We start from the raw sequence: 23,354 nt of genomic DNA on the forward strand, positions 1-23,354 counted from the left end.
CGAAGCTTGGCCGTTCCATAAACTCGATAGTCGTTATAAGCAACGTTAGGAGGGAAAACGATGAATATAGGACGCGTTACTCAAGTTATGGGTCCGGTTGTTGACGTGAAATTCGAAGACGGACAACTTCCTAAGATCTATAACGCGTTAAGAATCGAAAATACAGCGTCTGGTACAGGACTAACTCTTGAAGTGGCCCTTCAACTAGGTGATAATACAGTTCGTACTGTAGCAATGTCTTCCACTGATGGTTTAACTCGTGGTGCAGAGACTGTTGATACAGGAGCTCCAATTTCAGTACCTGTAGGTGAAGTTACTCTAGGTCGTGTTTTCAACGTATTAGGTGAAAACATTGACCTATTTGAACCACTTACAGCAGAGGTGCGTCGTGATCCAATTCACAGACAAGCACCAACTTTCGAGGAATTATCAACATCAGTTGAAATTCTTGAAACGGGTATTAAAGTAGTAGATTTACTTGCACCTTACATCAAAGGTGGTAAGATCGGTCTCTTCGGTGGAGCCGGTGTTGGTAAAACTGTACTTATTCAAGAACTTATCAATAACATCGCACAAGAGCACGGCGGTATCTCGGTATTCGCTGGTGTAGGTGAGCGTACTCGTGAAGGGAATGACCTTTTCTACGAGATGACTGATTCTGGTGTTATTAAGAAAACGGCGATGGTATTCGGACAAATGAACGAGCCACCAGGTGCACGTATGCGTGTTGCCCTAAGCGGTTTGACAATGGCTGAATATTTCCGTGACGAGCAAGGACAAGATGTTCTTTTCTTCATCGATAACATCTTCCGTTTCACACAAGCAGGTTCTGAGGTTTCTGCCCTACTAGGACGTATGCCTTCAGCGGTTGGTTACCAACCAACGCTTGCTACTGAAATGGGTCAATTACAAGAGCGTATCACTTCAACAAATAAAGGTTCTGTTACATCCATTCAAGCGATCTATGTACCTGCCGATGACTATACGGATCCGGCTCCAGCTACAACTTTCGCTCACTTGGATGCAACAACTAACCTTGAGCGTAAGCTTTCTGAAATGGGTATTTACCCTGCAGTTGATCCATTGGCGTCTTCTTCTCGTGCCCTTAGCCCAGAAGTCGTTGGCGCTGAGCACTATAAAGTTGCTCGTCAAGTGCAATCAACTTTACAGAAATATAAAGAACTTCAAGATATTATTGCCATCTTGGGTATGGACGAATTAAGCGAAGACGAAAAAGTAATCGTTGCCCGTGCTCGTAGAATTCAAAACTTCTTGTCACAAAACTTCCACGTGGCTGAACAATTCACTGGTCAAAAAGGATCTTATGTACCAGTTAAAGAAACAGTCCAAGGATTCAAAGATATCCTAGCTGGAAAATATGACGAACTTCCTGAAGATGCTTTCCGTCTAGTTGGCCGCATCGAAGAAGTTATTGCTAAAGCAAAAGAAATGGCTTAATTAAAGGGACCTAGGAGGGAATGAAATGAAGACCATTAAAGTCAATGTTGTTACTCCCGATGGCCCAGTATATGATGCAGAAGTTGAAATGGTAAGCACTAAAGCTAAAAGCGGTGAGCTGGGAATCATGGCTGGACACGTTCCAACTGTAGCCCCGCTTACCATTGGTGCTGTCCGTCTTAAAAATGGAAGCAACACAGACTATGTAGCTGTAAATGGTGGCTTCTTAGAAGTTCGCCCTGATGTGGTAACCATTTTGGCTCAATCTGCTGAAAGAGCTGAAACTATCGATCTTGCACGTGCTCAAGCAGCAAAAGCCCGTGCTGAACAAAGATTGCAGAACAATGATGGATCAAATGATGCCAAAAGAGCTAATTTAGCGCTTAAACGTGCCATCAACCGAATCCAAATTGCAGAAATGCGATAACTTTAATTGATGAAAACACCTGATCGAGCCATTCGTGGTAAGATTAGGTGTTTTTTTTTACCAAAAGGTTTTTGAGGATAGTAATTTTAATAAAAAAGGTTGTAGGATGAAAAAAAAGTCGAATTATAGAGTAAAGTATTTTCCATTTTAATCCTTAACTCGTCGACATGCTTTTAGCCTAATGTTATAATGTATACGCTTACAATTATTGCTTCATACCCCCTCCTTTCACTTTGCTTCTAAAAGAATGTCACCCTGCATAATATTTAAAAGGTATCCAAAAAGAAGACAAGCAAATCTAAATTGAACCCATTTAACATGATTTATCCATAAAGGGAGATGAACATGGGACAGCTGCATATTTACCAAAATAATTATTTAATTGTATTTGTTTTCCTTTGTCTCGGCATTTTATTGCCTGTGATTGCTTTATTTCTTGGTAGACTGCTAAGGCCTTATAAACCGACAGATATGAAATATACGACTTATGAAAGTGGAATCGAACCTTTTCAGGATTCGAGGGTTCAATTCAATGTCAGGTATTATCTTTTCGGATTGATGTTCGTCATATTTGATGTGGAAACGGTTTTTCTTTACCCATGGGCGGTCGCTTATGATGAACTCGGACTGTTTGCATTGATTGAAATGCTGTTTTTCGTCCTGATCCTTATGCTAGGGCTAATCTACGCTTGGAAAAAGAAGGTGTTAAAGTGGAATTGAAATTGGATGAACTTACCCCCGCAGAAATGGAAGAAATGCGACACAGTATTTTTTTATCCACACTTGAACAAATAAAAGGCTGGGCTAGAAGTAACTCACTCTGGCCAATGACTTTCGGTTTGGCATGCTGTGCAATTGAAATGATGGGTGTCGGCTCATCACATTATGATTTGGACCGATTCGGTTCATTTTTTCGGACATCACCCAGGCAATCGGATGTCATGATTGTTTCAGGAACTGTAACGAAAAAAATGGCTCCAATAATAAGTAGATTATATGAACAAATGCCAGAACCTAAATGGGTAATTGCAATGGGATCCTGTGCAACTGCTGGGGGGCCTTATGTTCACTCATACTCAGTGGTCAAAGGGGTAGATCAAATTGTACCTGTCGATGTATATATACCGGGTTGTCCCCCAAACCCAGCCGCACTTATTTATGGAATCAATAAGTTAAAAGAAAAAATCCGTTACGAGGCGAAAACCGGAAAGCGGGTGATATAGATGAGTGAAAAGGAAGACTTAGCGAAACAGAAGGCAGCGGCAGCGGCCAAGGCGAAGGCTGTAGCTTTGGCCCGAAAACAGGCGAAAGCTGAAAGTGCGGATGCAGAAGATGAAACGGATATTGCGAAGCAAAAGGCAGCGGCAGCGGCCAAAGCGAAGGCTGTAGCTTTGGCCCGAAAGCGGGCGAAAGAAGAAGCTGCGGAGAAGCCGGAAGATGAAATGGATATAGCGAAGCAAAAGGCGGCGGCAGCGGCCAAGGCGAAAGCGGCAGCATTGGCCCGAAAGCGGGCGAAAGAAGAAGCTGCGGAGAAGCCGGAAGATGAAATGGATATAGCGAAGCAAAAGGCGGCAGCGGCGGCCAAAGCGAAAGCAGCAGCATTGGCCCGAAAACAGGCGAAAGAGGATGCGACTGAAAAACCGGAAGGCGAAATGGATGTAGCGAAGCAAAAGGCGGCGGCAGCGGCCAAGGCGAAAGCGGCAGCATTGGCCCGAAAACAGGCGAAAGCTGAAAGTGCGGAGAAGCCGGAAGATGAAATGGATATAGCGAAGCAAAAGGCGGCAGCGGCGGCCAAGGCGAAAGCAGCAGCATTGGCCCGAAAACGGTCGAAAGAGGATGCGACTGAAAAACCGGAAGGCGAAATGGATGTAGCGAAGCAAAAGGCAGCGGCAGCGGCCAAAGCGAAAGCTGCTGCTGCTGCAAAGAACAGGACTGCTGTAAAGGAAAGCGAAGAAGTTATCATCCCTAACGAGCTTTCCCCAAATCAGTCAAAACTCGATCAAATTGTTTCTGCTATTGAAAGCCATGTAGGACAAGGGGCATTATTAGAGCACTATATTAATAGATTATCAAAAGATGTACCCACTTTAGTGGCTAATCCGGATACATATTTCTCAATAGCAAAATTTCTGCGATACGATGAACAGCTTGACTTTTCGTATTTATCGGAACTTCATGGTACGGATTTTGAATCCCATATGGAAATTTATGTGCATTTACATTCATTCAAAATGAACCAATCAGTTGCCTTGAAAGTGAAGCTTGATAGGGAATCTCCCGTTATTCCATCTTTGGTCTCATTATGGTCAGGAGCAAATTGGCCAGAATGTGAGGCATATGATTTATTAGGGATTAACTTTTATGAACACCCTGATCTAAAACGGATTTTACTTGGTGATGATTGGAAAGGGTATCCCCTTAGAAAAGATTATCAGCCTTATGATGTGGAGGTGTAAGCCCAATGTTAAGGACGGAAGAAATGCTTCTCAATGTCGGGCCGCAGCATCCGAGTACACATGGTGTTTTTCGGCTTGTCATCAAGATTGACGGTGAAATTATAAAAGAGGCTACACCTGTTATTGGGTATCTGCATCGCGGTACGGAAAAATTAGCGGAAAATCTGCAATATACACAAATAATCCCATATACCGATCGGCTCGATTATCTAGCGGCAATGACAAATAATTATGTGCTTTGCCATGCTGTTGAGACAATGATGGGAGTGGAGATCCCCGAAAGGGCAGAATATTTGCGGGTTATCGCAATGGAATTGGGCAGAGTTGCAAGCCACCTTGTCTGGTGGGGTACATACTTGCTGGATATAGGTGCGACGAGCCCTTTCCTATACGCCTTTCGAGAACGTGAAATGATCGTTAATTTATTGACTGAATTGTCAGGGGCACGCCTTACATTCAATTATATGCGTGTTGGAGGCGTGAAATGGGATGCTCCTGAAGACTGGATTGCGAAGGTTGCCGAGTTTGTCCCTTATATGAGGGAGCAGCTTGCCGGTTACCATGAGCTTGTGACAGGGAATGAAATCTTTGTTAATCGGGTTAAGGGGGTGGGCATCTATACGAAGGAAGAAGCCCTGCAGTATTCGCTTAGCGGTGCCAACTTAAGATGTACAGGTGTGAAATGGGATTTACGAAAAAATGAGCCATATTCCATTTACGACAGGTTCACATTTGATGTTCCTACAAGGGAAGAGGGTGATGCCTTTTCTCGCTATCACTGTAGAATGGAAGAAATCGAGGAATCACTGAAAATCATCGAGCAGGCGGTTGAGCAATTTCCAGAAGGGCCTATCCTCGCTAAGGTCCCTAAAATAATAAAGGTTCCTAAGGGTGAAGCATTTGTCAGAATTGAATCGCCAAGAGGGGAAATAGGCTGTTATATCGCGAGTGAAGGGAAAAAGGAGCCATACCGTTTGAAATTTCGCAGACCTTCATTTTATAATCTGCAAATTCTTCCGAAATTATTGGAAGGGGAAAATATGGCGAACTTGATAACGATATTAGGTGCAATCGATATCGTTTTAGGGGAGGTGGATGGATAAATGATCAAGGACCTTCTCCACTCCGCTCCAAGCCTGCTGAATTTTGGCATTTTTTTTGGTTTGGCAGTCTTGCTCCTGTTCGTCGTATTAGGGTTTGTAACCTATGGAATCCTTTCAGAGCGAAAAATCATGGGATTCATGCAGATGCGTGTCGGCCCAAACCAAATTGGGGGGAAATGGGGTCTCTTGCAGACCGTTGCCGATGTTTTGAAACTTCTGATCAAGGAAGATACGATACCCAAAAAAGCTGATAAGCCGTTATATATTTTAGCTCCGGTAATTGCTTTTGCTCCTGCTTTCATGGTCCTTGCCACCTTGCCGTTCACCGATGCCTTCCAATTTGCGGATATAGGTGTCGGACTGCTTTATTATATGGCGATTTCCGGCATATCGACCATCGGCATCGTCACTGCGGGTTGGGCATCCAATAATAAATATTCTTTGATTGGCGGGATGAGGGCAGCCGCGCAAATGATATCTTATGAAATCCCATTGGTGATGTCACTAGTGGGAATTGTCCTCCTAACAGGCAGTTTAAACTTGAATGATATAGTTGCAGCCCAGGAAAGGGTTTGGTTCATTTTTCTTCAGCCGATTGCGTTCATCGTGTTTTTCATTGCATCGGTTGCCGAGTTGAACAGGGTTCCTTTTGACCTTCCGGAAGCGGAATCCGAACTTGTTGCAGGCTATCATGTTGAATACTCTGGATTTCGCTGGGCCTTCTTTATGTTATCTGAATATGTGTATATGTTTGCAATGGCAACGCTAACCACTGTATTATTTTTAGGGGGATGGAATTCTATTCCGTTTTTGGATTTTATTCCGGCAGCCATCTGGTTCGGTCTGAAGTTCAGTGCCGTATTCTATGTATTGGTCTGGATTCGTGTAACCTTTCCTCGTATAAGGGCCGATCAATTGATGGAATTCGGATGGAAGGTGCTGCTTCCGGTCGCATTGGCTAATATATTTTTGACGGCACTTATAAAAGAATTGATTAACCTTTTTTAGAAACTTAAGCTGGTCGGAAAGCGAGGGATTTATATGCTTGGTTTAGCAAAAGGTTTAACCTATACATTAAAGAACTTGACGAGGAAAAAAGTGACCTATGACTACCCGAATGAGCCGCTTCCACTTCCTGACCGATTCCGCGGAATCCAGAAATTCTATCCTGAAAAATGTATTGTATGCAATCAGTGCGTGACGATTTGCCCAACGGATTGTATTCAATTAACAGGTAAGAAGCATCCGGACCCGTCGAAAAAAGGGAAAATCATCGATACGTATGACATCAATTTCGAGATTTGCATTTTATGTGATTTATGTACGGAGGTCTGCCCTACAGAAGCAATCGTGATGACGAATCAATTCGAGCTGGCCGAATATAGCCGTGATCATCTATTTAAAAATCTGGAGTGGCTGGATGAAAATGATGAAAATGTCCGGAAGGTGAATAAAGTATGAGTTTGTCGGGTGAATTAATTGCCTTCATTGGTTTGGCACTCGTCTCGATAGTAGGCGGGGTGCTGCTGATTACCTTAACAAAAGTGGTGCACATGGTAATTGCACTTGTTTTTACTTTCTTGGGCATTGCAGGCATTTATATGTTGCTTTCGGCCGAGTTTGTCGCCATTGTTCAAATCCTTATTTATTCAGGGGCTATTACGATCGTGATGCTATTCGGGATTATGCTGACAAAACACCAAGAAAATGATGCACCCGCTAAAGGGGGCTGGGGGAATTTCTCCTTGCTGGCGGCGATTGCTGGATTTGCCGTGGCGGTGTATCTGGGGATTTATAATCTTGATATACCTGTACAGCCAACGGCCTTGCATGAGGAAAATACAAAGCAAATAGGAATCGAACTTTTTTCAAAATATGTAATTCCATTTGAAGTGATGTCGGTACTCCTGCTTGTTGCTTTAGTCGGTGCCATCGTATTGGCTAAAAAAGATGATGAGGAGGGAGATCGATCATGACGGGAGTTCCCTTGTCGGCTTACCTTGTATTGGCACTCGTTTTATTTTGTATAGGGCTGTATGGTGCCTTGACGAAAAGAAATGCGGTCATTGTTTTGATTTCAATCGAGCTGATGCTGAACGCTGCAAATATCAATTTAGTTGCCTTCAGTAAATTGGGGGTAACACCATCCATTACGGGTCAAGTTTTTTCCTTATTCACGATTACGATCGCTGCGGCCGAGGCGGCTGTAGGGCTGGCTATACTAATGTCCCTTTATCGCAATCGGAAGACGGTCAATGTCGATGAAATGGAAATTATGAAGAATTGAAGGTTTATATAAATGAAGAAGGGGATTTGATACGATGATGGAGTACGCATGGCTCATACCGGTCTTTCCACTCGTCACGTTTCTGGTTCTGCTTCTATCAGGCGGGCGGTTGCGGGAACGAGGGGCATTTATAGGAATAATATGTACATTGGCTTCGTTTGTTTTATCGTTGCTCGTCCTGATGGAACGATTTAAAGAACCTACTTATAATATATCGATAGATTGGCTTTCCTTCGGGGGGACGCAACTTTCAGTTGGATTCGAAATCAATCAGCTTAATGCCTTGATGCTTGTGGTCGTTTCCCTTGTCAGCCTGCTTGTCCAGATATATTCGAAGGGGTATATGAAGGGTGAAGTGCGATTCTCCATTTTTTATGCTTATCTGGGCTTCTTCACCTTTGCCATGCTTGGACTTGTCATGGCACCCAATTTATTACAACTTTATATCTTCTGGGAATTGGTCGGGGTGGGTTCTTTCCTGCTCATTGGGTTTTACTTTTATAAACATGAAGCTAAGGCTGCAGCGAAGAAGGCATTCATCATGACCAGGATTGGGGATGTAGGGCTCTTAATCGGCATCATTCTGCTATTCTGGGAAACAGGCAGCTTTGAATATGGAGAGATCTTTCAAGCCGTTCAATCGGGCATGATATCAAGCGAAAAACTGACTTTAATCGCTATTTTGATTTTTATCGGAGCGGTTGGGAAGTCTGGGCAATTTCCTCTTCACACGTGGCTTCCGGATGCAATGGAAGGACCGACTCCGGTTTCCGCATTGATACACGCAGCAACCATGGTTGCTGCAGGGGTTTACCTGGTGGCGGCCATGTTTCCGCTATTCATGGCAAGTTTTGCTGCGATGCAGGTCGTAGCGATAACAGGTGGAATTACAGCCATATTCGCCGCAAGCATTGCCATCGTGCAAAAGGATGTTAAGCGTGTATTGGCATATTCGACAATCTCTCAGCTTGGCTTTATGATGCTTGCTTTGGGTACTTCGGGATATGTGGCCGGGGTGTTCCATTTAATGACCCATGCCTTTTTTAAAGCATTGCTGTTTTTGGCAGCAGGCAGTGTTATTCACGCTATACATACACAGGATATGGAAAAGATGGGCGGCCTATGGGGTAAGTTGAATTGGACTGGGCCGCTGTTCTTGACTGGCACGTTGGCGATATCGGGGTTTCCGTTACTCTCAGGTTTTTTCAGTAAAGATGAAATTCTAATGGCAGCCTGGGAGAATGGTAGTTATATATTGTTTGGTCTAGCGGTGGTTACCTCCTTTTTAACTGCTTTTTATATGTTCCGGCTGTTTTTCATGATGTTTGCAGGCGATTCGCGCAGTCAAGTAAAACAGGTCAAGGAATCACCTTCCATCATGCTAATTCCCATGCTCGCATTGGCTTTGCTTGCTGTAATCGGCGGGTATATCCAAACACCGTGGTTTGGAACTTTCCTTGGGGAGTGGCTTGTGGAGGGAAATGAAGCTGCTCTAGGCGCCAGCCATAGTGAGGGACCCGTTTGGATAATGTTGCTGGCCGTGCTTGTATCGCTGGCCGGGATATACCTTGCTTATATGATATACGCTAAAAAGAAGTTACCTCCGGACTGGCTTGTCAAAGAAAACTCCGGGGTATATCGGGTTTTGGAAAATAAGTATTATATTGATGAGATTTACTATTACACTGCAGGCTATGCAGTCAAGGGCTTTAGTATATTCCTATCTTATATGGAAAGGTTCATTGTCGGCGGCCTGGTTTCCACTGTAACAAGTTCGATAGAAGGATTAGGAAAAATAGGGTCTAAACTGCAAACAGGACAGGTACAGCAATATGGCATGATAGCCTTTCTGGGACTTGCGGTACTGTTGGTGATTTTTGCAGTAACTGGGGGGTATCTAAGATGAATGTCTATTTGCTCTCGCTTTTAGTGTTTTCACCGCTGCTGGGCATAGTGATGGTTGCCCTCATGCCAAAAAAAGAGGGAAGGACGATTAAACAATTTGGCTTTTTCGGAACACTGCCTCCTCTTTTCATATCGTTCTTTCTATGCAGTCAATATTATTCGGGTGTGGCCCTATCCTTATTCGACATTAAGTTGAATTGGATCAGGTTTGGGAATTTGGAGATGTATGATCCCAAGCTCTTCACGGTTGACTTTGAGTTGGGGCTGGATGGATTAAGTCTCATCTTCATATTACTGACAACAATCATTTCAACACTGGCCGCAATCGCATCCATTTATATAAAAAAGGAATGGAAAGGGTATTATTTGTTATTTTTGATCCTGGAGATTGGGATGCTCGGTGTCTTCACCGCAGAAAATTTAATCCTTTTTTTCATCTTTTTTGAAATGACTTTGATTCCTGCTTTCTTTTTAATTGGCAGATGGGGCTTCCTGGAGAGGGAGAAAGCTTCTTATAGTTTTCTGATTTATAATGGCATTGGTTCGGCTGTTTTATTAGTGGCTATTTTGATTTTGTTTGCCAGGACGGGTACGACCAACATTGCAGCATTGACACAGATGATGACAATGGGCGGTGTTTCACTTTTTGCACCAATATCCGGTTCGATGAAATATGGTTTATGTCTCGCCTTTCTCGTAGCATTTGCGATAAAGCTGCCCGTCTTTCCCTTTCACAGCTGGATGGTGCGGGTCCATGCAGAAGCACCTCCATCCATAGTCATGATACATGCGGGTGTCCTATTGAAAATAGGGGCGTACGGAATCATCCGGTTTGGAATGGGGATATTTCCTGAACAATATAAAAGCTTGGCCTTTACCATTGTCCTATTTGGGGTCCTCAGTTTTTTATATGGTGCATTTCTAGCTTTGGTACAAACGGACTTCAAGCTCGTTTTAGCCTACTCATCAATCTCACATATGGGTATCGTCATGATGGGTCTGGGAGCCTTGAATGAAGCGGGCATTCAGGGAGCTATTTTTCAAGTCATCTCACACGGGTTAATTGCTGCTTTGTTGTTTTTCTTGGTGGGAGTGTTGTATGAGCGTACGGGAACCACGATGCTTCCTAAGCTTGGGGGGCTGGCCAAGTCGATGCCGATTTTTTCAGGGTTTATGTTAGCTTGCGGGATGGCTTCACTCGGTTTGCCTGGCATGTCGGGCTTCATCAGTGAATTCATGGTATTTCTTGGCTTATTCAAGAGTCAGCCGTTGCTTGCGACAATTGGGGTGATCGGGCTGGTTTTAACCGCTGTTTATGTATTGAGGGCGGTCATGCAGATGACTTTCGGGGAAAATGATAGCTTGATAGAAAAAGAGAAATGGGACCTAAGGGGCTGGGAGTTTTTTCCCGCGTTGGTTCTTCTCGCTTTGATAATATCTGTTGGGGTATACCCAAATTTGTTAGGCGGGCCTCTTCAAGGAACGATTGAAGCCATGATGCTTGCTCTAGGGGGGCGATGAAGGATGGATTGGAACACGATGCTTTCTTATGATTGGGGAGCGATGATGCCAGAATTCATCATCCTTGGAACAACCATGATTCTTTCGATATTGGATTTATTCTGGCCAAAGCACTTTAATCGGAGAAAACTGGCATGGCTCGCGCTAACCGGAATCATTTTAGCATGTTTGTCACTGATTAGCCTGCTATCCTTTGAGACAGTCAGTATCTTATCCGATACGTTTCGTTTGGATTCATTTGCAAAAGCTTTTAAGCTGCTGCTGTTATTAGGAGCGGCCCTAATCATCCTTCTGGCTGAAGGATATGAACCGCAAGAGGGGCTGCGGGAGCACCGGGGGGAATTTTATTATCTGTTCCTGACCGCTTTGCTTGGAGCGATGGTCATGTCCTCAAGCGGTGATTTGATAACGCTGTTCGTTGGACTGGAACTGCTTTCACTTTCATCTTATATATTGGTCGGAATACGCAAGCATGATCGGAAGTCCAACGAAGCGTCCATGAAGTATGTAATAAACGGAGGCATTTCCACAGCGATCACTTTATTTGGGATGAGCTATTTATATGGAGTGACCGGTTCCGTCAATCTAGGCGAAATGAGCCGGACGATGGCTGCGATGACGGACGGACAGCTGCAATACATCATGGGCCTCGCTTTCTTCATGGTGTTTGTAGGTATAGCCTTCAAGATAGCTGCCGCTCCATTTCATATGTGGGCGCCGGATGTGTACGAGGGGGCACCGACACCGGTCGCAGCCTTCTTGAGTGTAATTTCGAAAATGGCGGGTTTCGTCATCATCCTGCGCATTTTTCTCTCATTGTTCCTAACAGCTTCCGGTGATACGTTCGGAGCGCTCGACTTTTTGGAAAAAAATAATATCTATATAGCTTCGTTGGCGGGCCTGACAATCATCATTGGAAATGTGGTTGCGTTAAGGCAGCAAAATTTAAAACGATTATTCGCTTATTCAAGCATCGCCCATGCGGGTTACCTGCTTGTAGCAGTGGCCACATTGGGCGGGGGATATTTTCTCCTGGATACTGTCTGGTTTTACCTGATGGCTTATGTATTAATGAATATCGGTGTATTCGCAGTCATTCAGCTTCTATCCAGCCAAAGTGGGTCAGAAGATATTAGCATTCTTGCAGGAATGGGGAGGAAATCACCTTATCTTGCCATGGCATTCACCGTATTTATCCTGTCGCTTGCTGGAATCCCCGGTACGACAGGTTTCATTGGCAAACTTAATATTTTTCTTGGAACATTCATAACGGAGCCTGGACATTTTGTCCTTGCGGGAATCATGATTGCAGGTACCATTGTATCCTATGTGTATTATTTCGGCTTATTGGTTCAGGTCTTTTTCAGACCGATTCATTCAGAGAAGGTCATTAAAATCCGTCCGGGTCTTTACATTGTGTTGATCATTTGCGTAATAGGCACCATACTTTTCGGGGTGGCGCCCAATATTGCCTTTGATTTTATTCATGATCAATTTGGCGAATTTACAGACTTTATTTCAAGTAAATGATATAATGCCTGTATCAGAGGCTTGTTCCATTGGATCAAGCCTCTATTTACAGTTTTAAAAAGATATTTTGCAATTCTTCCTTTTAAATTCCAAATATGAAGGGGTTTTGTGTTAGAATAGAATTCGGGTGTCTTTTAGGAGGTATGTACATGTTTTCAGCAATGGGACAGCAGGCTTTAACAGGAATAATTGCACACTTGTTTTTCATCGCAGTTACCTGGTGGGCTCTCCAGGCATTACATTTTGATAAAATATTAAGATCCAATTCTGTCATCAAGGCAAGGGTTTTATATATTTTATTAACGGTTGCCATCGGTTCAGTTGTAAGTAATTTCTTCCTCGACTACCTGGGATTTGCAAATCAACTTCCGTATATGTTTAGTAATGACTGATATGCTGTAAGAATTTTCTTATAGCAAAATATGATTCTACTCTTGTATTCGCTTTTGCTTCCTGCCAGTATAAGGGGAAGTTGTCACCAATTGTCGGAAAACTCGAAGTATGATCTCTCTCCTTATGGAAAGAATGTGTAAAAGGGGAGGGATTTAACATGTTTAATTTAAACAAAAAAATGTTATCATACATAGTATTTCTCGGTTTGATGGTGATTTTAATAGGGAATAGTACGATTGTGGCAGAAAGCAAACCAGATATAGTTAAATTGGTGGGACTGTTACAAAAAGATAAAGATTTAGACATAGGCGATTGGTCTGTACTCACTAGAGAAATAAATAAAGAGATTACAACTAAACAAGAGTTTGAAAACGAAGTTACAGCTTTAAAACGAAAATACCCTCAATTTCAATGGCACCGGAAAGATGATGCTTCCGGCTGGAAGGCAGAGGCGTTAACTTACAATGTCGATTCAGGTCTGACCGAGTCTATCAAAATAATGACAACGGAAGAGAAATTTGATAAAGTTACCTATGTTATTTACGAAGTGGAGGGGAAAAAGTGGAAGAAAGCCAATGCGGCATTTTTTACTGCTACGTTCCAAAACAGGGTGAATGACCTATTTATAGGAACTCCTTCAATTTTTTCTTGTATTAAAGGGTCTATCAATGATAATATGGATTCGGTTTTAAGCTCTAAAACTGAAGACCTGTTAGATATGTTCCAAGCAAGGGAAATTGAGAGTGTGCATGAAACAAACTTTACATCTATATCTGCACATTCAACATTGTTTAAACAACCTTTGACAAAAGAAAAATTAAATTTGCAGTTTGGGCTACGGACAGAAGGATTGGGTGACCGAACGAACTTTGTAGTTGGCACACCAATCATAACGTTTGAATATTAATATAGAGAAAATGGACGCGGAGGGGAATACTTTTGGAAAAAATCATCGTCCGCGGCGGAAAAAGGCTTAGCGGGACAGTTAAAGTAGAAGGTGCTAAAAACGCCGTTTTGCCAGTTATCGCTGCAACATTATTAGCAAGTGATGGGAAAAGTATCATTAAAGATGTTCCTACGCTCTCCGATGTATATACAATCAATGAAGTATTGCGCAACTTAAATGCAGATGTTGCCTTTCATGACAATCAAGTAACTGTAGATGCATCAAGAGAGTTATTAGAAGAAGCACCATTTGAATATGTACGCAAAATGAGAGCTTCCGTTTTAGTGATGGGCTCATTACTAGCAAGGAATGGCCGGGCCCGAGTTGCTCTTCCTGGTGGCTGTGCCATCGGATCACGTCCTATCGACCAGCATTTAAAGGGCTTTGAAGCGATGGGAGCAAAAGTGAAGGTCGGCAATGGTTTCATTGATGCCGAGGTTGAAGGCAGACTTAAGGGTGCAAGAGTGTATCTTGACTTCCCGAGTGTGGGTGCCACTGAAAACATCATGATGGCAGCAACACTTGCTGAAGGTATAACTATTCTTGAAAATGTGGCCAAAGAGCCTGAAATTGTAGATCTTGCGAATCTCCTTAATAAAATGGGTGCCAAAGTCAGAGGTGCCGGTACTGGTACGATGAGAATCGAAGGTGTCGATAAATTATATGGCACTGAACATACGATTATACCTGACCGTATCGAAGCTGGTACATTCATGACTGCGGCCGCTCTTACTGGCGGCAATGTTCTTGTTCAAGGAGCTGTACCTGAACACCTTACTTCCCTTATTGCCAAAATGGAGGAAATGGGTGTTGAAATTCTTGAAGAAGAAGATGGATTACGCGTTATCGGTCCAAAAACCTTGAAGGCCATTGATATCAAAACAATGCCACATCCTGGTTTCCCGACTGATATGCAATCGCAAATGATGGCATTACTACTTCGTGCTGAAGGAACAAGCATGATTACGGAGACCGTTTTCGAAAACCGTTTTATGCATGTTGAAGAATTCCGTCGCATGAATGCCAATATTAAAATAGAAGGTCGTTCCGTTATCGTTAACGGACCAACTAACATTCAAGGTGCTGAAGTAGCTGCAACAGATTTACGTGCCGCGGCAGCGCTCATCCTGACTGGATTGGTTGCAGATGGCATTACACGTGTTACAGAATTGAAGCATCTTGACAGAGGGTACGTGAATTTCCATGGTAAATTGGCGTCTCTAGGTGCTGATGTGGAACGTATTAACGAAGATGTACCTGCTGAAACAAAAAAAATCGCAGATTTAAACGCATAAGTTAGCTTATAAAACCATTCACGTTCGAGTCATTGAACCGTGAATGGTTTTTTTTGTCTTGTTCCTGGTTCATCGCCTACAGTTAAATAGTTGTCGTTTTTCTATTCATAAAAGCTTGTCCTTCGACATACATTTGTTATGTAAAGATGATACCTGCTGAATGCGATTTACGGCAGAGAAAACAAGTGTAGGGAGGCTCAGGAATTTGAAAGCAATCAAACCGATGATCGTACTATTCATAGCAGTAGCATTCGTAATTATCATGATTCCAGCAGTGCTTGTGCTTCCATTTTCAAATGAAAAGACAAGTGGGCAATTGACCGAAGAGTTGGAAAAGAAAGTGAAGAATGAGGGTAAAGAGGTAGCTGCAAATGAAATGAGTTCCGTAGAAGTTGCCGTTTACCGCACATCTGCAAAAAAGATTGAAAAACTGCCGATTGAATCGTACTTGACTGGTGTGGTTGCAGCTGAAATGCCAGCAGATTTTGAAGAAGAAGCGCTGAAGGCACAAGCATTGACAGCGAGAACCTACATTGTCAATCAGCTCATAAGCGAAAGTCGATTAGGCTTGCCTGAAGGTGCCGATGTAAGCGATACGGTCATGCACCAAGTTTATAAGAATAATGATGAGCTGAAAAAACAGTGGGGCTCTGATTATAAATCGAAGATGCAAAAAATCAACAAGGCTATAAAGGAAACGGCCGGTCAAATCTTAACCTATGAAGGAAAACCGATTACTGCCACTTTTTTTTCGACCAGCAATGGCTATACGGAGAATTCAGAGGACTATTGGCAAGCTGAATTTCCCTATTTAAAAAGTGTATCCAGTCCATGGGATAAAGAAGAATCACCAAAATTTTATAATAAAGTTGTCGTCGATACTGCAGATTTTGAAAAAAAGCTGGGTGTAAGTCTTTCTTCGGGAACATCTATAGGGACTGTCATTGAAAGAACATCGGGTAATCGCGTAGGTGTAGTGGAAATCGGAGGAAAGAAAATGACAGGAAAACAGATTCGTGAGAAGCTCGGGCTGACATCATCCGATTTTGACTGGGAGCGTCAAGGCAACCAGATTGTCATCACGACAAAAGGGTCCGGACACGGAGTTGGAATGAGCCAGTACGGTGCTAATGGCATGGCCAGGGAAGGAAAAACCTATGAAGACATCGTTAAATATTATTATAAAGGCGTCAAAGTTCAGTCTTCAAGTAAGTGGCTGAATACGATGACGGCAAAAAAATGAGAGATGGGGATCCCATCTCTCATTTTTTTTCGTTTAATTTTTCTATAATCGTCAAAAAGCCCCGTTTACGCTTGAAATAATGATATTGGACATGAAAATAGACTGCAGCCACTCCAATGATATCCTTAATGACATCTATTAAGGTAGAGGAGCGGTATGGGACGAAAGATTGGTGGTATTCATCAATAACACCGTAAAGGCAAGCTACAAGGGCAGCCAACAGGCTTAAACCTGCTTTCATTTTTTGGTTTGCGGCAAGGGCCGAAACTAATAATATATACAAAAGGGCAAATTCGACCAGATGAAGTGCCTCTTTGATAAATCGGTCAATTGAGGATGAGGGAAGATCAAGAATCATATCATCGGGGTTGCTCGACATTATCCAAATGGCAATCATATATAGGAAAGGCAATAACGTTAACACAAGTTTAAAAGCTTTTTTCATGATTTAAACATCCTTCAACAGTAAGATATCAAACATTTTACCATTCTGCGAATAAAATCGGTTTCATTTCCACAAAATAAATCTAAAAAAATTTTTTCCTGAATGTATATAATCTTGGCAAAATGTTCAGAATGATTGCTGAGGTGATTAATATGAGAGAGGAAGAAAAGAAACCAACTTCCACAATCCGACGTATACTAAAACAACGTTGGGCATTATCAGCAATCTATATCGCAAGTGCAGCCATAATCTTAGCCGCGGCCTTCTTATTACAAAATAGTTTTAATGATTCAGCTAAAGATGGCAATGAGGAATCAGCTGAAACAGGAAAAAACTATGGTGAGCCTTCTGTAGAGGTTAATAGTAATCTTGAGACAATCAAGATGCCTGTAGCCAATGCAGATAAAACGGTTATCAAGAAACAGTTTTATGATGTGAATGCGGATGAAAAGGCACAAGAAGAAGCATTGGTTTTCTACAACAATAGATATGAGCAAAATAAAGGTATAGACATTGCAATGGAAGATGGAAAGTCTTTCGATGTAAAAGCTTCCTTAAGTGGAAATGTAACGAAAGTTCAAGACGATGCGTTGCTTGGAAATTTAGTTGAAGTTGAGCATGAAGATGGTGTCGTTACCCGTTATCAATCTGTTAAAGACATTAAGGTTGCAGTCGGTGACAAAGTGAAACAAGGACAAGCAATTGCTACAGCTGGAAAAAGCCAAATCAATGAAGAGGCTGGCGTACATGTCCACTTCGAAATCAGAAAAGATAACATTGCGTTAAACCCACTTGATTTTGTTGATAAACAAGCTTCTGCGATCCAATCGGCAACTGAAGCCGAGGGCAGTGAACTTGAAAATTCAGGTAATAAAGAAGAAACACCTGCAGTCGAAGGATCTGAAGCTGATAAAGAAGAAACGCCTGCAGTCGAAGAGTCTGAAACTGGCACAGAAGAAGCTCCTGCAGTCGAAGAGTCTGAAACTGGCACAGAAGAAACTCCTGCAGTTGACGAATCTGAAGAGGGCACTGATTTAGAGAATGGCACTGATGAGGAAGGCTCTGTCCCTGGTGAAGATACAACTGAAGAAAGCGATTCCTTAAAAGATTCGTTAAATCAATCTAATTAAAATTAAGATTTTTAATAAAATCAAAACAAAAACCTAGAACGTTACGAATGACAACAACTGAAAATTTGGTAAAAGGAAGCCGTTCACTTTGAACGGCTTCCTTTTTTTCTTTCGAGGAAATATTGGACAATATGCTGAAACCTTTGAATTTCTGACAAATTTCTCGGGAAATAATTTGCTCTTAAGGAAAAGAAACAGATGAAAATCATAAATAAATCCAAACCTCCTGTCCCATTAGGCATATATTCTTAACCAAGCTAATAAGATGTTATAAACCATGCAAAGAGAGTGTTTGAGGTGAGGAATCGTTTATTACAAATTATCTAATAGGTGAATAATTCTATCTTTCATTGTTTATAGGGCAGCGGTATTCGATTCGAAAAATACGAATCTCATTTCACACTTCTCACATCCAATTTGGGGAGGTCGAGTGGTGTGCACGATTACATCAAAGAAAGAACTATCAAGATAGGAAAGTATATCGTGGAAACTAGAAAAACAGTCCGCGTCATTGCAAAAGAGTTCGGGGTCTCTAAAAGCACAGTGCATAAAGACTTAACTGAGAGGCTGCCAGAAATTAATCCTGATTTGGCTAACGAAGTGAAGGATATATTGGATTATCATAAATCCATTCGTCACCTTAGAGGCGGAGAAGCGACAAAATTAAAATATAAACGTTCTGAAAGAGAAGAAGAAATCGTTAAATGATACTTGAATCATTCCGGCAATTGGAAGTGAATCGGGCAATCGGGTAATGAATGAGGGGACATGAAAGTGAGTGTCAGCTCTTTTCTCAACCTTGTTGCGGTTCCATGCCGGGATTTTTTTATGGGGAAATAAGGAAATGTAGTACATAAGGCACCGGATTTTTTTACATATTGGCAAATTAGGAAATAATAGTCTATATTAGTGTTTATTTATAATTCATACTTACTTGTGTCAATGCAATATGGTAAAATAAACAATTAGGACAGAAGTAGGTTATATGTGAGGATATTCAAGGAGGATTTAAGAAATGTTTGCTAGAGATATTGGGATAGACCTTGGAACAGCCAATGTTCTTATACATGTCAAAGGTAAAGGAATTGTGTTAAATGAGCCTTCGGTAGTTGCGATTGATAAGAATACGAACCGTGTTCTTGCCGTCGGTGAGGAAGCTCGTAAAATGGTAGGCCGTACTCCAGGAAACATCATCGCAATCCGACCTTTAAAAGACGGTGTCATTGCGGATTTTGATGTAACAGAATCGATGCTTAAGCATTTTATCAATACATTGAATGTGAAAGGCTTCCTTTCAAAGCCTAGAATTTTAATCTGCTGCCCGACCAACATAACAAGTGTCGAACAAAAGGCGATTAAAGAAGCTGCCGAAAAAAGCGGTGGAAAGAAAGTATTCCTTGAAGAAGAACCAAAAGTGGCTGCAATCGGTGCCGGCATGGATATTTTTCAACCAAGCGGCAATATGGTCGTGGACATTGGCGGAGGTACAACGGATATTGCCGTTCTTTCAATGGGGGATATCGTTACATCTTCTTCTATCAAAATGGCCGGTGACAAATTCGATAATGAAATTTTAAATTATGTCAAACGGAAGTATAAGCTCCTCATTGGTGAACGTACAGCGGAAAACATTAAAATCCAGGTTGCGACCGTCTTCCCTGGATCTCGTAATGAAGTCATCGATATCCGTGGGCGCGATATGGTATCGGGATTGCCTAGAACCATTTCGGTCAATTCAGAAGAAATTGAGGAGGCTCTCCGCGAGCAGGTTTCCATCATTGTACAAGCTGCAAAAAGCGTACTTGAGCGGACGCCGCCAGAACTTTCTGCTGATATCATCGACCGCGGCGTCATTTTAACAGGCGGGGGAGCATTGCTTCACGGGATTGATTTACTTCTTGCCGAAGAGCTTAAGGTCCCAGTACTCGTTGCCGAGCAGCCAATGGATTGTGTAGCAATCGGAACCGGTATCATGCTTGATAATATGGATAAATTGCCACGGCACAAATTCAACTAAAAAGCGGATGGAAATCCGCATCATAAGATAGGGGTCTAAGGTTCAGACAAACGTGAGGCATAGTGAAAGTCGTGCAGTTCTAGTACTGATGAGCAATAGGCCCTCTTCTTTTAGTCGAAAATTTAACACCATTCCTTTAAATTTGACCTTGCCTACGATATAGACAAATTCTTCTGCCTAATGCTTTTCCTTTTCCTTTTCCTTAACATACTGATGTTCATGTCCGATAAGATAGATATGAGAAATCGAACGGAATAAATTATGTAGATTGAGGAGTGAAGAAGATGTTAAGAGGTTTTTATACGGCTGCTTCCGGGATGCTTACACAGCAAAGGCGCACAGAATTGCTCACAAACAATATGTCCAATGCGAATACAACAGGGTATAAAGCGGATCAAATGAGCGTAAGGTCTTTTCCGGAAATGCTCATAAGCAACATAGGTGGTAAAACGGTTCCTACGGAGAACAAATTGAACATGACTAACTTATCCCAGGTTGGAGGGCTCAGTACGGGTGTTTACGTACAGGAGGCGAATCCTTTATTTACCCAGGGTACATTGGAGGAAACTCAGCTTAATACGGATATTTCCTTAGTTGATGACAATCTGCCGATCAATGAAGAAACGGGTCGGCAAGGATCGGTGTTTTTTACTGTCCAGGATGGGGATGGTGCTATCCGTTATACGCGTAACGGCAGTTTCACCCTGGATGGGCAAGGTTATCTGACCACGCCTTCGGGTCATTATGTATTGAACGAAAATAATGAAAAGATCAAGCTTGATAGCGATCAGTTCACAGTAGCGGAAAACGGTGTTATTTTAGAAGGAAATGTTCAAACCGCACGTATGGGCATCGGTTATTCGAATGCTCCGTCATTACAGCTCATGAAGGATGGGGAAGGCCTATATAAGGCTGTGAATGATGGGGATTTACCTAGCGCATACGTGGCTGCAGATGTCGGTTTTTCTACTAAGCAAGGCTTTCTTGAAGGCTCCAATGTTGACCAATCGAGAACGATGACAGAAATGATGTCGGCATACCGCTCTTTTGAAGCGAATCAGAAGGTTCTTCAAGCCTATGATAAAAGTTTGGATAAAGCAGTCAATGAGGTTGGCAGGCTTTAATTGAACAGTAGAAAAAATGATTTTGGAAATTTGAACATGTAAGGGGAAAAACCATGAATCGGACGATGATGACGGCGACGAATACGCTGAACCAACTTCAAAGTAAAATCGATCATATAAGTAATAATATCGCGAATGTGGACACGACTGCCTACAAAAAGACCCAAACGAACTTCAATGACTTATTGACACAGAGTTTCAATAATCAACCGAGTGAGACCAAGGAAAAAGGAAGGTTGACCACACCGGGCATCCGGCAGGGAACAGGTGCCAAGATAAGCCAATCTCAATTGGTGCTTTCACAGGGACCCTTAAAGACGACGGATCGCAACCTTGATGCTGCATTCACCCGTGAGGACCAATTCTTCACAGTAAGCGTTCAGGGTGAAAATGGGGTCAATACAAGGCTAACAAGGGATGGTGCCTTTTATTTATCTCCTAATGGTAACGACCAAATGTTGCTCGTTACCTCTGCAGGACATAAAGTCCTTGATGAAAATGGTGAACCGATCCTCATTGAGGGAAATATTAAAGACATTAAGATTTCGGAAACTGGTTTATTGATAGTGGATACGGAAGAATATGGAAAACGAAATTTTGGTCTCGGGATCGTCTCGGTAAAAAACCCCCAATTTCTTGACCGCTTAGGCGGAAATTTACTTGGTATGCCCGAAAACTTCAATGCCTTGGGTGTTACTGAAGACGATATCATGACTGCACTAACAGGGGATTCCCGTAACCAGGCAGCAGTTCAACAAGGCACTCTGGAGTCCTCGAATGTCGATCTTTCCAAAGAAATGACGGATCTAATCAATGTTCAGCGGTCTTACCAATTTCAATCCCGAGCGGTAACGATGGCTGATCAAATGAGCGGATTAGTCAATGGAATCCGTTAAGGTATCTGGTAAATAAAATGTCTCCCTGCGGAATTAGAGCAAATCGGTTATAATGAATTCATAACAAAGGAAATCATCGTGCCGATCATTTTGCATAGCTGCTGAATTTCTGATAGTGAAAATCAGTCGGCGAGTTTTCTTAAAAGGAGCTTTCACATTCTATATGGAACAAAATCGTGTAATGAGACAACAAATTGAAGAAGAGATAAAGGAAGTTGAGGCGAAACCGAATCGTAGAGTCAAGGTCCGTCTTTTACCGATTTGGCTTCGTTTACTCATTGTTATCGGATTGATTTTCATTGCTGTATTATCCGGGGCACTATTAGGATACAGTGTGATTGGTGGAGGACATGCAATGGATGTTTTCCAAAAATCCACATGGACCCATATTATTGATATAGTGAACAAGGGCGCGTAGTTCCATGTTTTTTTTGAAGTAGTTGCTGTCGTTAGCGGATTTATATTACATGGCAACTACGCCTCTGTCTTCATGACAGGGGCGAGTTTACGTTATGTTTGAAATATTTAAGTCATAGGAGGAAAAAGTATGCTTGATATCACACAAATAAAGGAAATTATTCCGCATCGTTACCCATTCTTATTAGTCGACCGGATCATTGAAATAGATGAAGGGAAAAGAGCGGTAGGATTGAAGAATGTCACAGCAAATGAAGAATTCTTTAATGGCCATTTCCCCGATTATCCAGTTATGCCTGGAGTTTTGATTGTAGAGGCATTAGCGCAAGTTGGCGCTGTAGCCGTTTTAAAACAGGAAGAATACAAAGGGCGGCTTGCATTTTTCGCTGGGATAGATAATTGCCGCTTTAAAAAGCAAGTAAAACCAGGTGATCAGCTGCGTCTGGAAGTGGAAATAGTGCGTATGAGAGGTTCAATGGGTAAAGGGAAAGCAGTGGCAACGGTAGATGGAGAAACAGCATGTGAAGCCGATATCATGTTTGCTTTTGGTGACAAATAGGATTCATTTTACGCGAAAGGGAAATGGGGTATTTTAACTATATATTTCAAAAATGGTTTAAGGAATCGTGAAGCGGTGTATATAAATAGCGCCGCATGCTTTTTTAAAGCAAACGCGGTTTTAAGAACTATCTATCTCCCTTTGAATGCCGGACATTTTTATGTCCGGCATTTTTTAATGATTAAATTCAAATTAGAGGATT

General features: G+C 42.2%; 25 protein-coding genes. 24 read left to right on the forward strand and 1 reads right to left on the reverse strand.

Annotation, left to right across the window (positions count from 1 at the left end; genetic code table 11):
• Window positions 1–60 precede the first annotated feature (60 nt).
• The 17 genes from atpD (at window position 61) to spoIID (ending at window position 16,564) form a co-directional block, all read left to right on the forward strand.
• Window positions 61–1,458, forward strand: a complete 1,398-nt coding sequence (gene atpD / locus ACSR9O_RS11760) for a F0F1 ATP synthase subunit beta (protein ID WP_101223832.1) — start codon at window positions 61–63, stop codon at window positions 1,456–1,458.
• Between the two features lie 25 nt (window positions 1,459–1,483).
• Window positions 1,484–1,885, forward strand: a complete 402-nt coding sequence (locus tag ACSR9O_RS11765; protein WP_048685840.1) for a F0F1 ATP synthase subunit epsilon — start codon at window positions 1,484–1,486, stop codon at window positions 1,883–1,885.
• 345 nt (window positions 1,886–2,230) lie between these two features.
• A complete protein-coding gene (locus ACSR9O_RS11770; protein WP_076368347.1) occupies window positions 2,231–2,605 on the forward strand; it encodes an NADH-quinone oxidoreductase subunit A in 375 nt (124 codons plus the stop codon).
• Window positions 2,606–2,631: 26 nt separating this feature from the next.
• Window positions 2,632–3,108 carry a NuoB/complex I 20 kDa subunit family protein gene (locus ACSR9O_RS11775; protein ID WP_170946902.1) on the forward strand — a complete coding sequence of 159 codons (477 nt, stop codon included), beginning with the start codon at window positions 2,632–2,634 and terminating at the stop codon, window positions 3,106–3,108.
• Window positions 3,109–4,341: an NADH-quinone oxidoreductase subunit C gene (locus ACSR9O_RS11780; protein ID WP_491724433.1), complete on the forward strand. Its 1,233-nt coding sequence runs from the start codon at window positions 3,109–3,111 to the stop codon at window positions 4,339–4,341.
• A 5-nt stretch (window positions 4,342–4,346) separates the two neighbouring features.
• Window positions 4,347–5,444 (forward strand): NADH-quinone oxidoreductase subunit D, encoded by a 1,098-nt coding sequence (locus ACSR9O_RS11785; RefSeq protein ID WP_101223829.1) that lies wholly within the window; start codon window positions 4,347–4,349, stop codon window positions 5,442–5,444.
• Window positions 5,445–6,452 (forward strand): NADH-quinone oxidoreductase subunit NuoH, encoded by a 1,008-nt coding sequence (nuoH, locus tag ACSR9O_RS11790; RefSeq protein WP_427573438.1) that lies wholly within the window; start codon window positions 5,445–5,447, stop codon window positions 6,450–6,452.
• 33 nt (window positions 6,453–6,485) lie between these two features.
• Window positions 6,486–6,905 carry an NADH-quinone oxidoreductase subunit NuoI gene (gene nuoI / locus ACSR9O_RS11795; protein ID WP_101223827.1) on the forward strand — a complete coding sequence of 140 codons (420 nt, stop codon included), beginning with the start codon at window positions 6,486–6,488 and terminating at the stop codon, window positions 6,903–6,905.
• A complete protein-coding gene (locus tag ACSR9O_RS11800) occupies window positions 6,902–7,420 on the forward strand; it encodes an NADH-quinone oxidoreductase subunit J (RefSeq protein ID WP_101223826.1) in 519 nt (172 codons plus the stop codon). The genes nuoI and ACSR9O_RS11800 overlap by 4 nt, the downstream gene beginning before the upstream one ends.
• Window positions 7,417–7,731 carry an NADH-quinone oxidoreductase subunit NuoK gene (gene nuoK / locus ACSR9O_RS11805; RefSeq protein WP_101223825.1) on the forward strand — a complete coding sequence of 105 codons (315 nt, stop codon included), beginning with the start codon at window positions 7,417–7,419 and terminating at the stop codon, window positions 7,729–7,731. Before ACSR9O_RS11800 ends, nuoK begins: the two co-directional genes overlap by 4 nt.
• A gap of 34 nt (window positions 7,732–7,765) precedes the next feature.
• Complete coding sequence (gene nuoL, locus ACSR9O_RS11810; protein ID WP_491724434.1) at window positions 7,766–9,637, forward strand: NADH-quinone oxidoreductase subunit L; 1,872 nt, start codon at window positions 7,766–7,768, stop codon at window positions 9,635–9,637.
• Window positions 9,634–11,157: an NADH-quinone oxidoreductase subunit M gene (locus ACSR9O_RS11815; RefSeq protein ID WP_491724435.1), complete on the forward strand. Its 1,524-nt coding sequence runs from the start codon at window positions 9,634–9,636 to the stop codon at window positions 11,155–11,157. The genes nuoL and ACSR9O_RS11815 overlap by 4 nt, the downstream gene beginning before the upstream one ends.
• A 3-nt stretch (window positions 11,158–11,160) precedes the next feature.
• Window positions 11,161–12,687, forward strand: coding sequence for an NADH-quinone oxidoreductase subunit NuoN (nuoN, locus tag ACSR9O_RS11820; protein WP_491724436.1), 1,527 nt, complete (start codon window positions 11,161–11,163; stop codon window positions 12,685–12,687).
• 149 nt (window positions 12,688–12,836) lie between these two features.
• On the forward strand, window positions 12,837–13,079 hold the full coding sequence (locus tag ACSR9O_RS11825) for a DUF1146 family protein (protein ID WP_101223821.1): 243 nt from the start codon (window positions 12,837–12,839) through the stop codon (window positions 13,077–13,079).
• 158 nt (window positions 13,080–13,237) lie between these two features.
• Window positions 13,238–13,987, forward strand: coding sequence for a YwmB family TATA-box binding protein (locus tag ACSR9O_RS11830; RefSeq protein ID WP_230176119.1), 750 nt, complete (start codon window positions 13,238–13,240; stop codon window positions 13,985–13,987).
• Window positions 13,988–14,019: 32 nt separating this feature from the next.
• The gene (gene murA, locus ACSR9O_RS11835) at window positions 14,020–15,321 is read left to right on the forward strand and encodes a UDP-N-acetylglucosamine 1-carboxyvinyltransferase (protein ID WP_098371638.1); all 1,302 of its coding nucleotides are present in this window, start codon (window positions 14,020–14,022) and stop codon (window positions 15,319–15,321) included.
• A 205-nt stretch (window positions 15,322–15,526) separates the two neighbouring features.
• A complete protein-coding gene (spoIID, locus tag ACSR9O_RS11840) occupies window positions 15,527–16,564 on the forward strand; it encodes a stage II sporulation protein D (protein ID WP_230176120.1) in 1,038 nt (345 codons plus the stop codon).
• 19 nt (window positions 16,565–16,583) lie between these two features.
• On the opposite strand, the gene ACSR9O_RS11845 is transcribed toward spoIID, so the two are convergent.
• Window positions 16,584–17,009, reverse strand: coding sequence for a VanZ family protein (locus ACSR9O_RS11845; RefSeq protein ID WP_101223818.1), 426 nt, complete (start codon window positions 17,007–17,009; stop codon window positions 16,584–16,586).
• 122 nt (window positions 17,010–17,131) lie between these two features.
• Between ACSR9O_RS11845 and spoIIQ the strand changes: the two genes are divergently transcribed.
• The 7 genes from spoIIQ (at window position 17,132) to fabZ (ending at window position 23,152) form a co-directional block, all read left to right on the forward strand.
• On the forward strand, window positions 17,132–18,139 hold the full coding sequence (gene spoIIQ / locus ACSR9O_RS11850; RefSeq protein ID WP_491724437.1) for a stage II sporulation protein SpoIIQ: 1,008 nt from the start codon (window positions 17,132–17,134) through the stop codon (window positions 18,137–18,139).
• A 435-nt stretch (window positions 18,140–18,574) separates the two neighbouring features.
• Entirely contained in the window at window positions 18,575–18,847 is a 273-nt protein-coding gene (spoIIID, locus tag ACSR9O_RS11855) for a sporulation transcriptional regulator SpoIIID (RefSeq protein WP_034315767.1), read from the forward strand.
• Between the two features lie 307 nt (window positions 18,848–19,154).
• Complete coding sequence (locus ACSR9O_RS11860) at window positions 19,155–20,156, forward strand: rod shape-determining protein (RefSeq protein WP_101223816.1); 1,002 nt, start codon at window positions 19,155–19,157, stop codon at window positions 20,154–20,156.
• 284 nt (window positions 20,157–20,440) lie between these two features.
• The gene (locus ACSR9O_RS11865; RefSeq protein WP_260358782.1) at window positions 20,441–21,280 is read left to right on the forward strand and encodes a flagellar hook-basal body protein; all 840 of its coding nucleotides are present in this window, start codon (window positions 20,441–20,443) and stop codon (window positions 21,278–21,280) included.
• Window positions 21,281–21,333: 53 nt separating this feature from the next.
• Window positions 21,334–22,176, forward strand: a complete 843-nt coding sequence (locus ACSR9O_RS11870; protein WP_491724438.1) for a flagellar hook-basal body protein — start codon at window positions 21,334–21,336, stop codon at window positions 22,174–22,176.
• Window positions 22,177–22,339: 163 nt separating this feature from the next.
• Window positions 22,340–22,594 (forward strand): DNA-directed RNA polymerase subunit beta, encoded by a 255-nt coding sequence (locus ACSR9O_RS11875; protein ID WP_101223813.1) that lies wholly within the window; start codon window positions 22,340–22,342, stop codon window positions 22,592–22,594.
• 129 nt (window positions 22,595–22,723) lie between these two features.
• Window positions 22,724–23,152, forward strand: coding sequence for a 3-hydroxyacyl-ACP dehydratase FabZ (fabZ, locus tag ACSR9O_RS11880; RefSeq protein ID WP_230176123.1), 429 nt, complete (start codon window positions 22,724–22,726; stop codon window positions 23,150–23,152).
• Window positions 23,153–23,354 lie beyond the last annotated feature (202 nt).

This window comes from Peribacillus sp. B65, assembly GCF_058513295.1.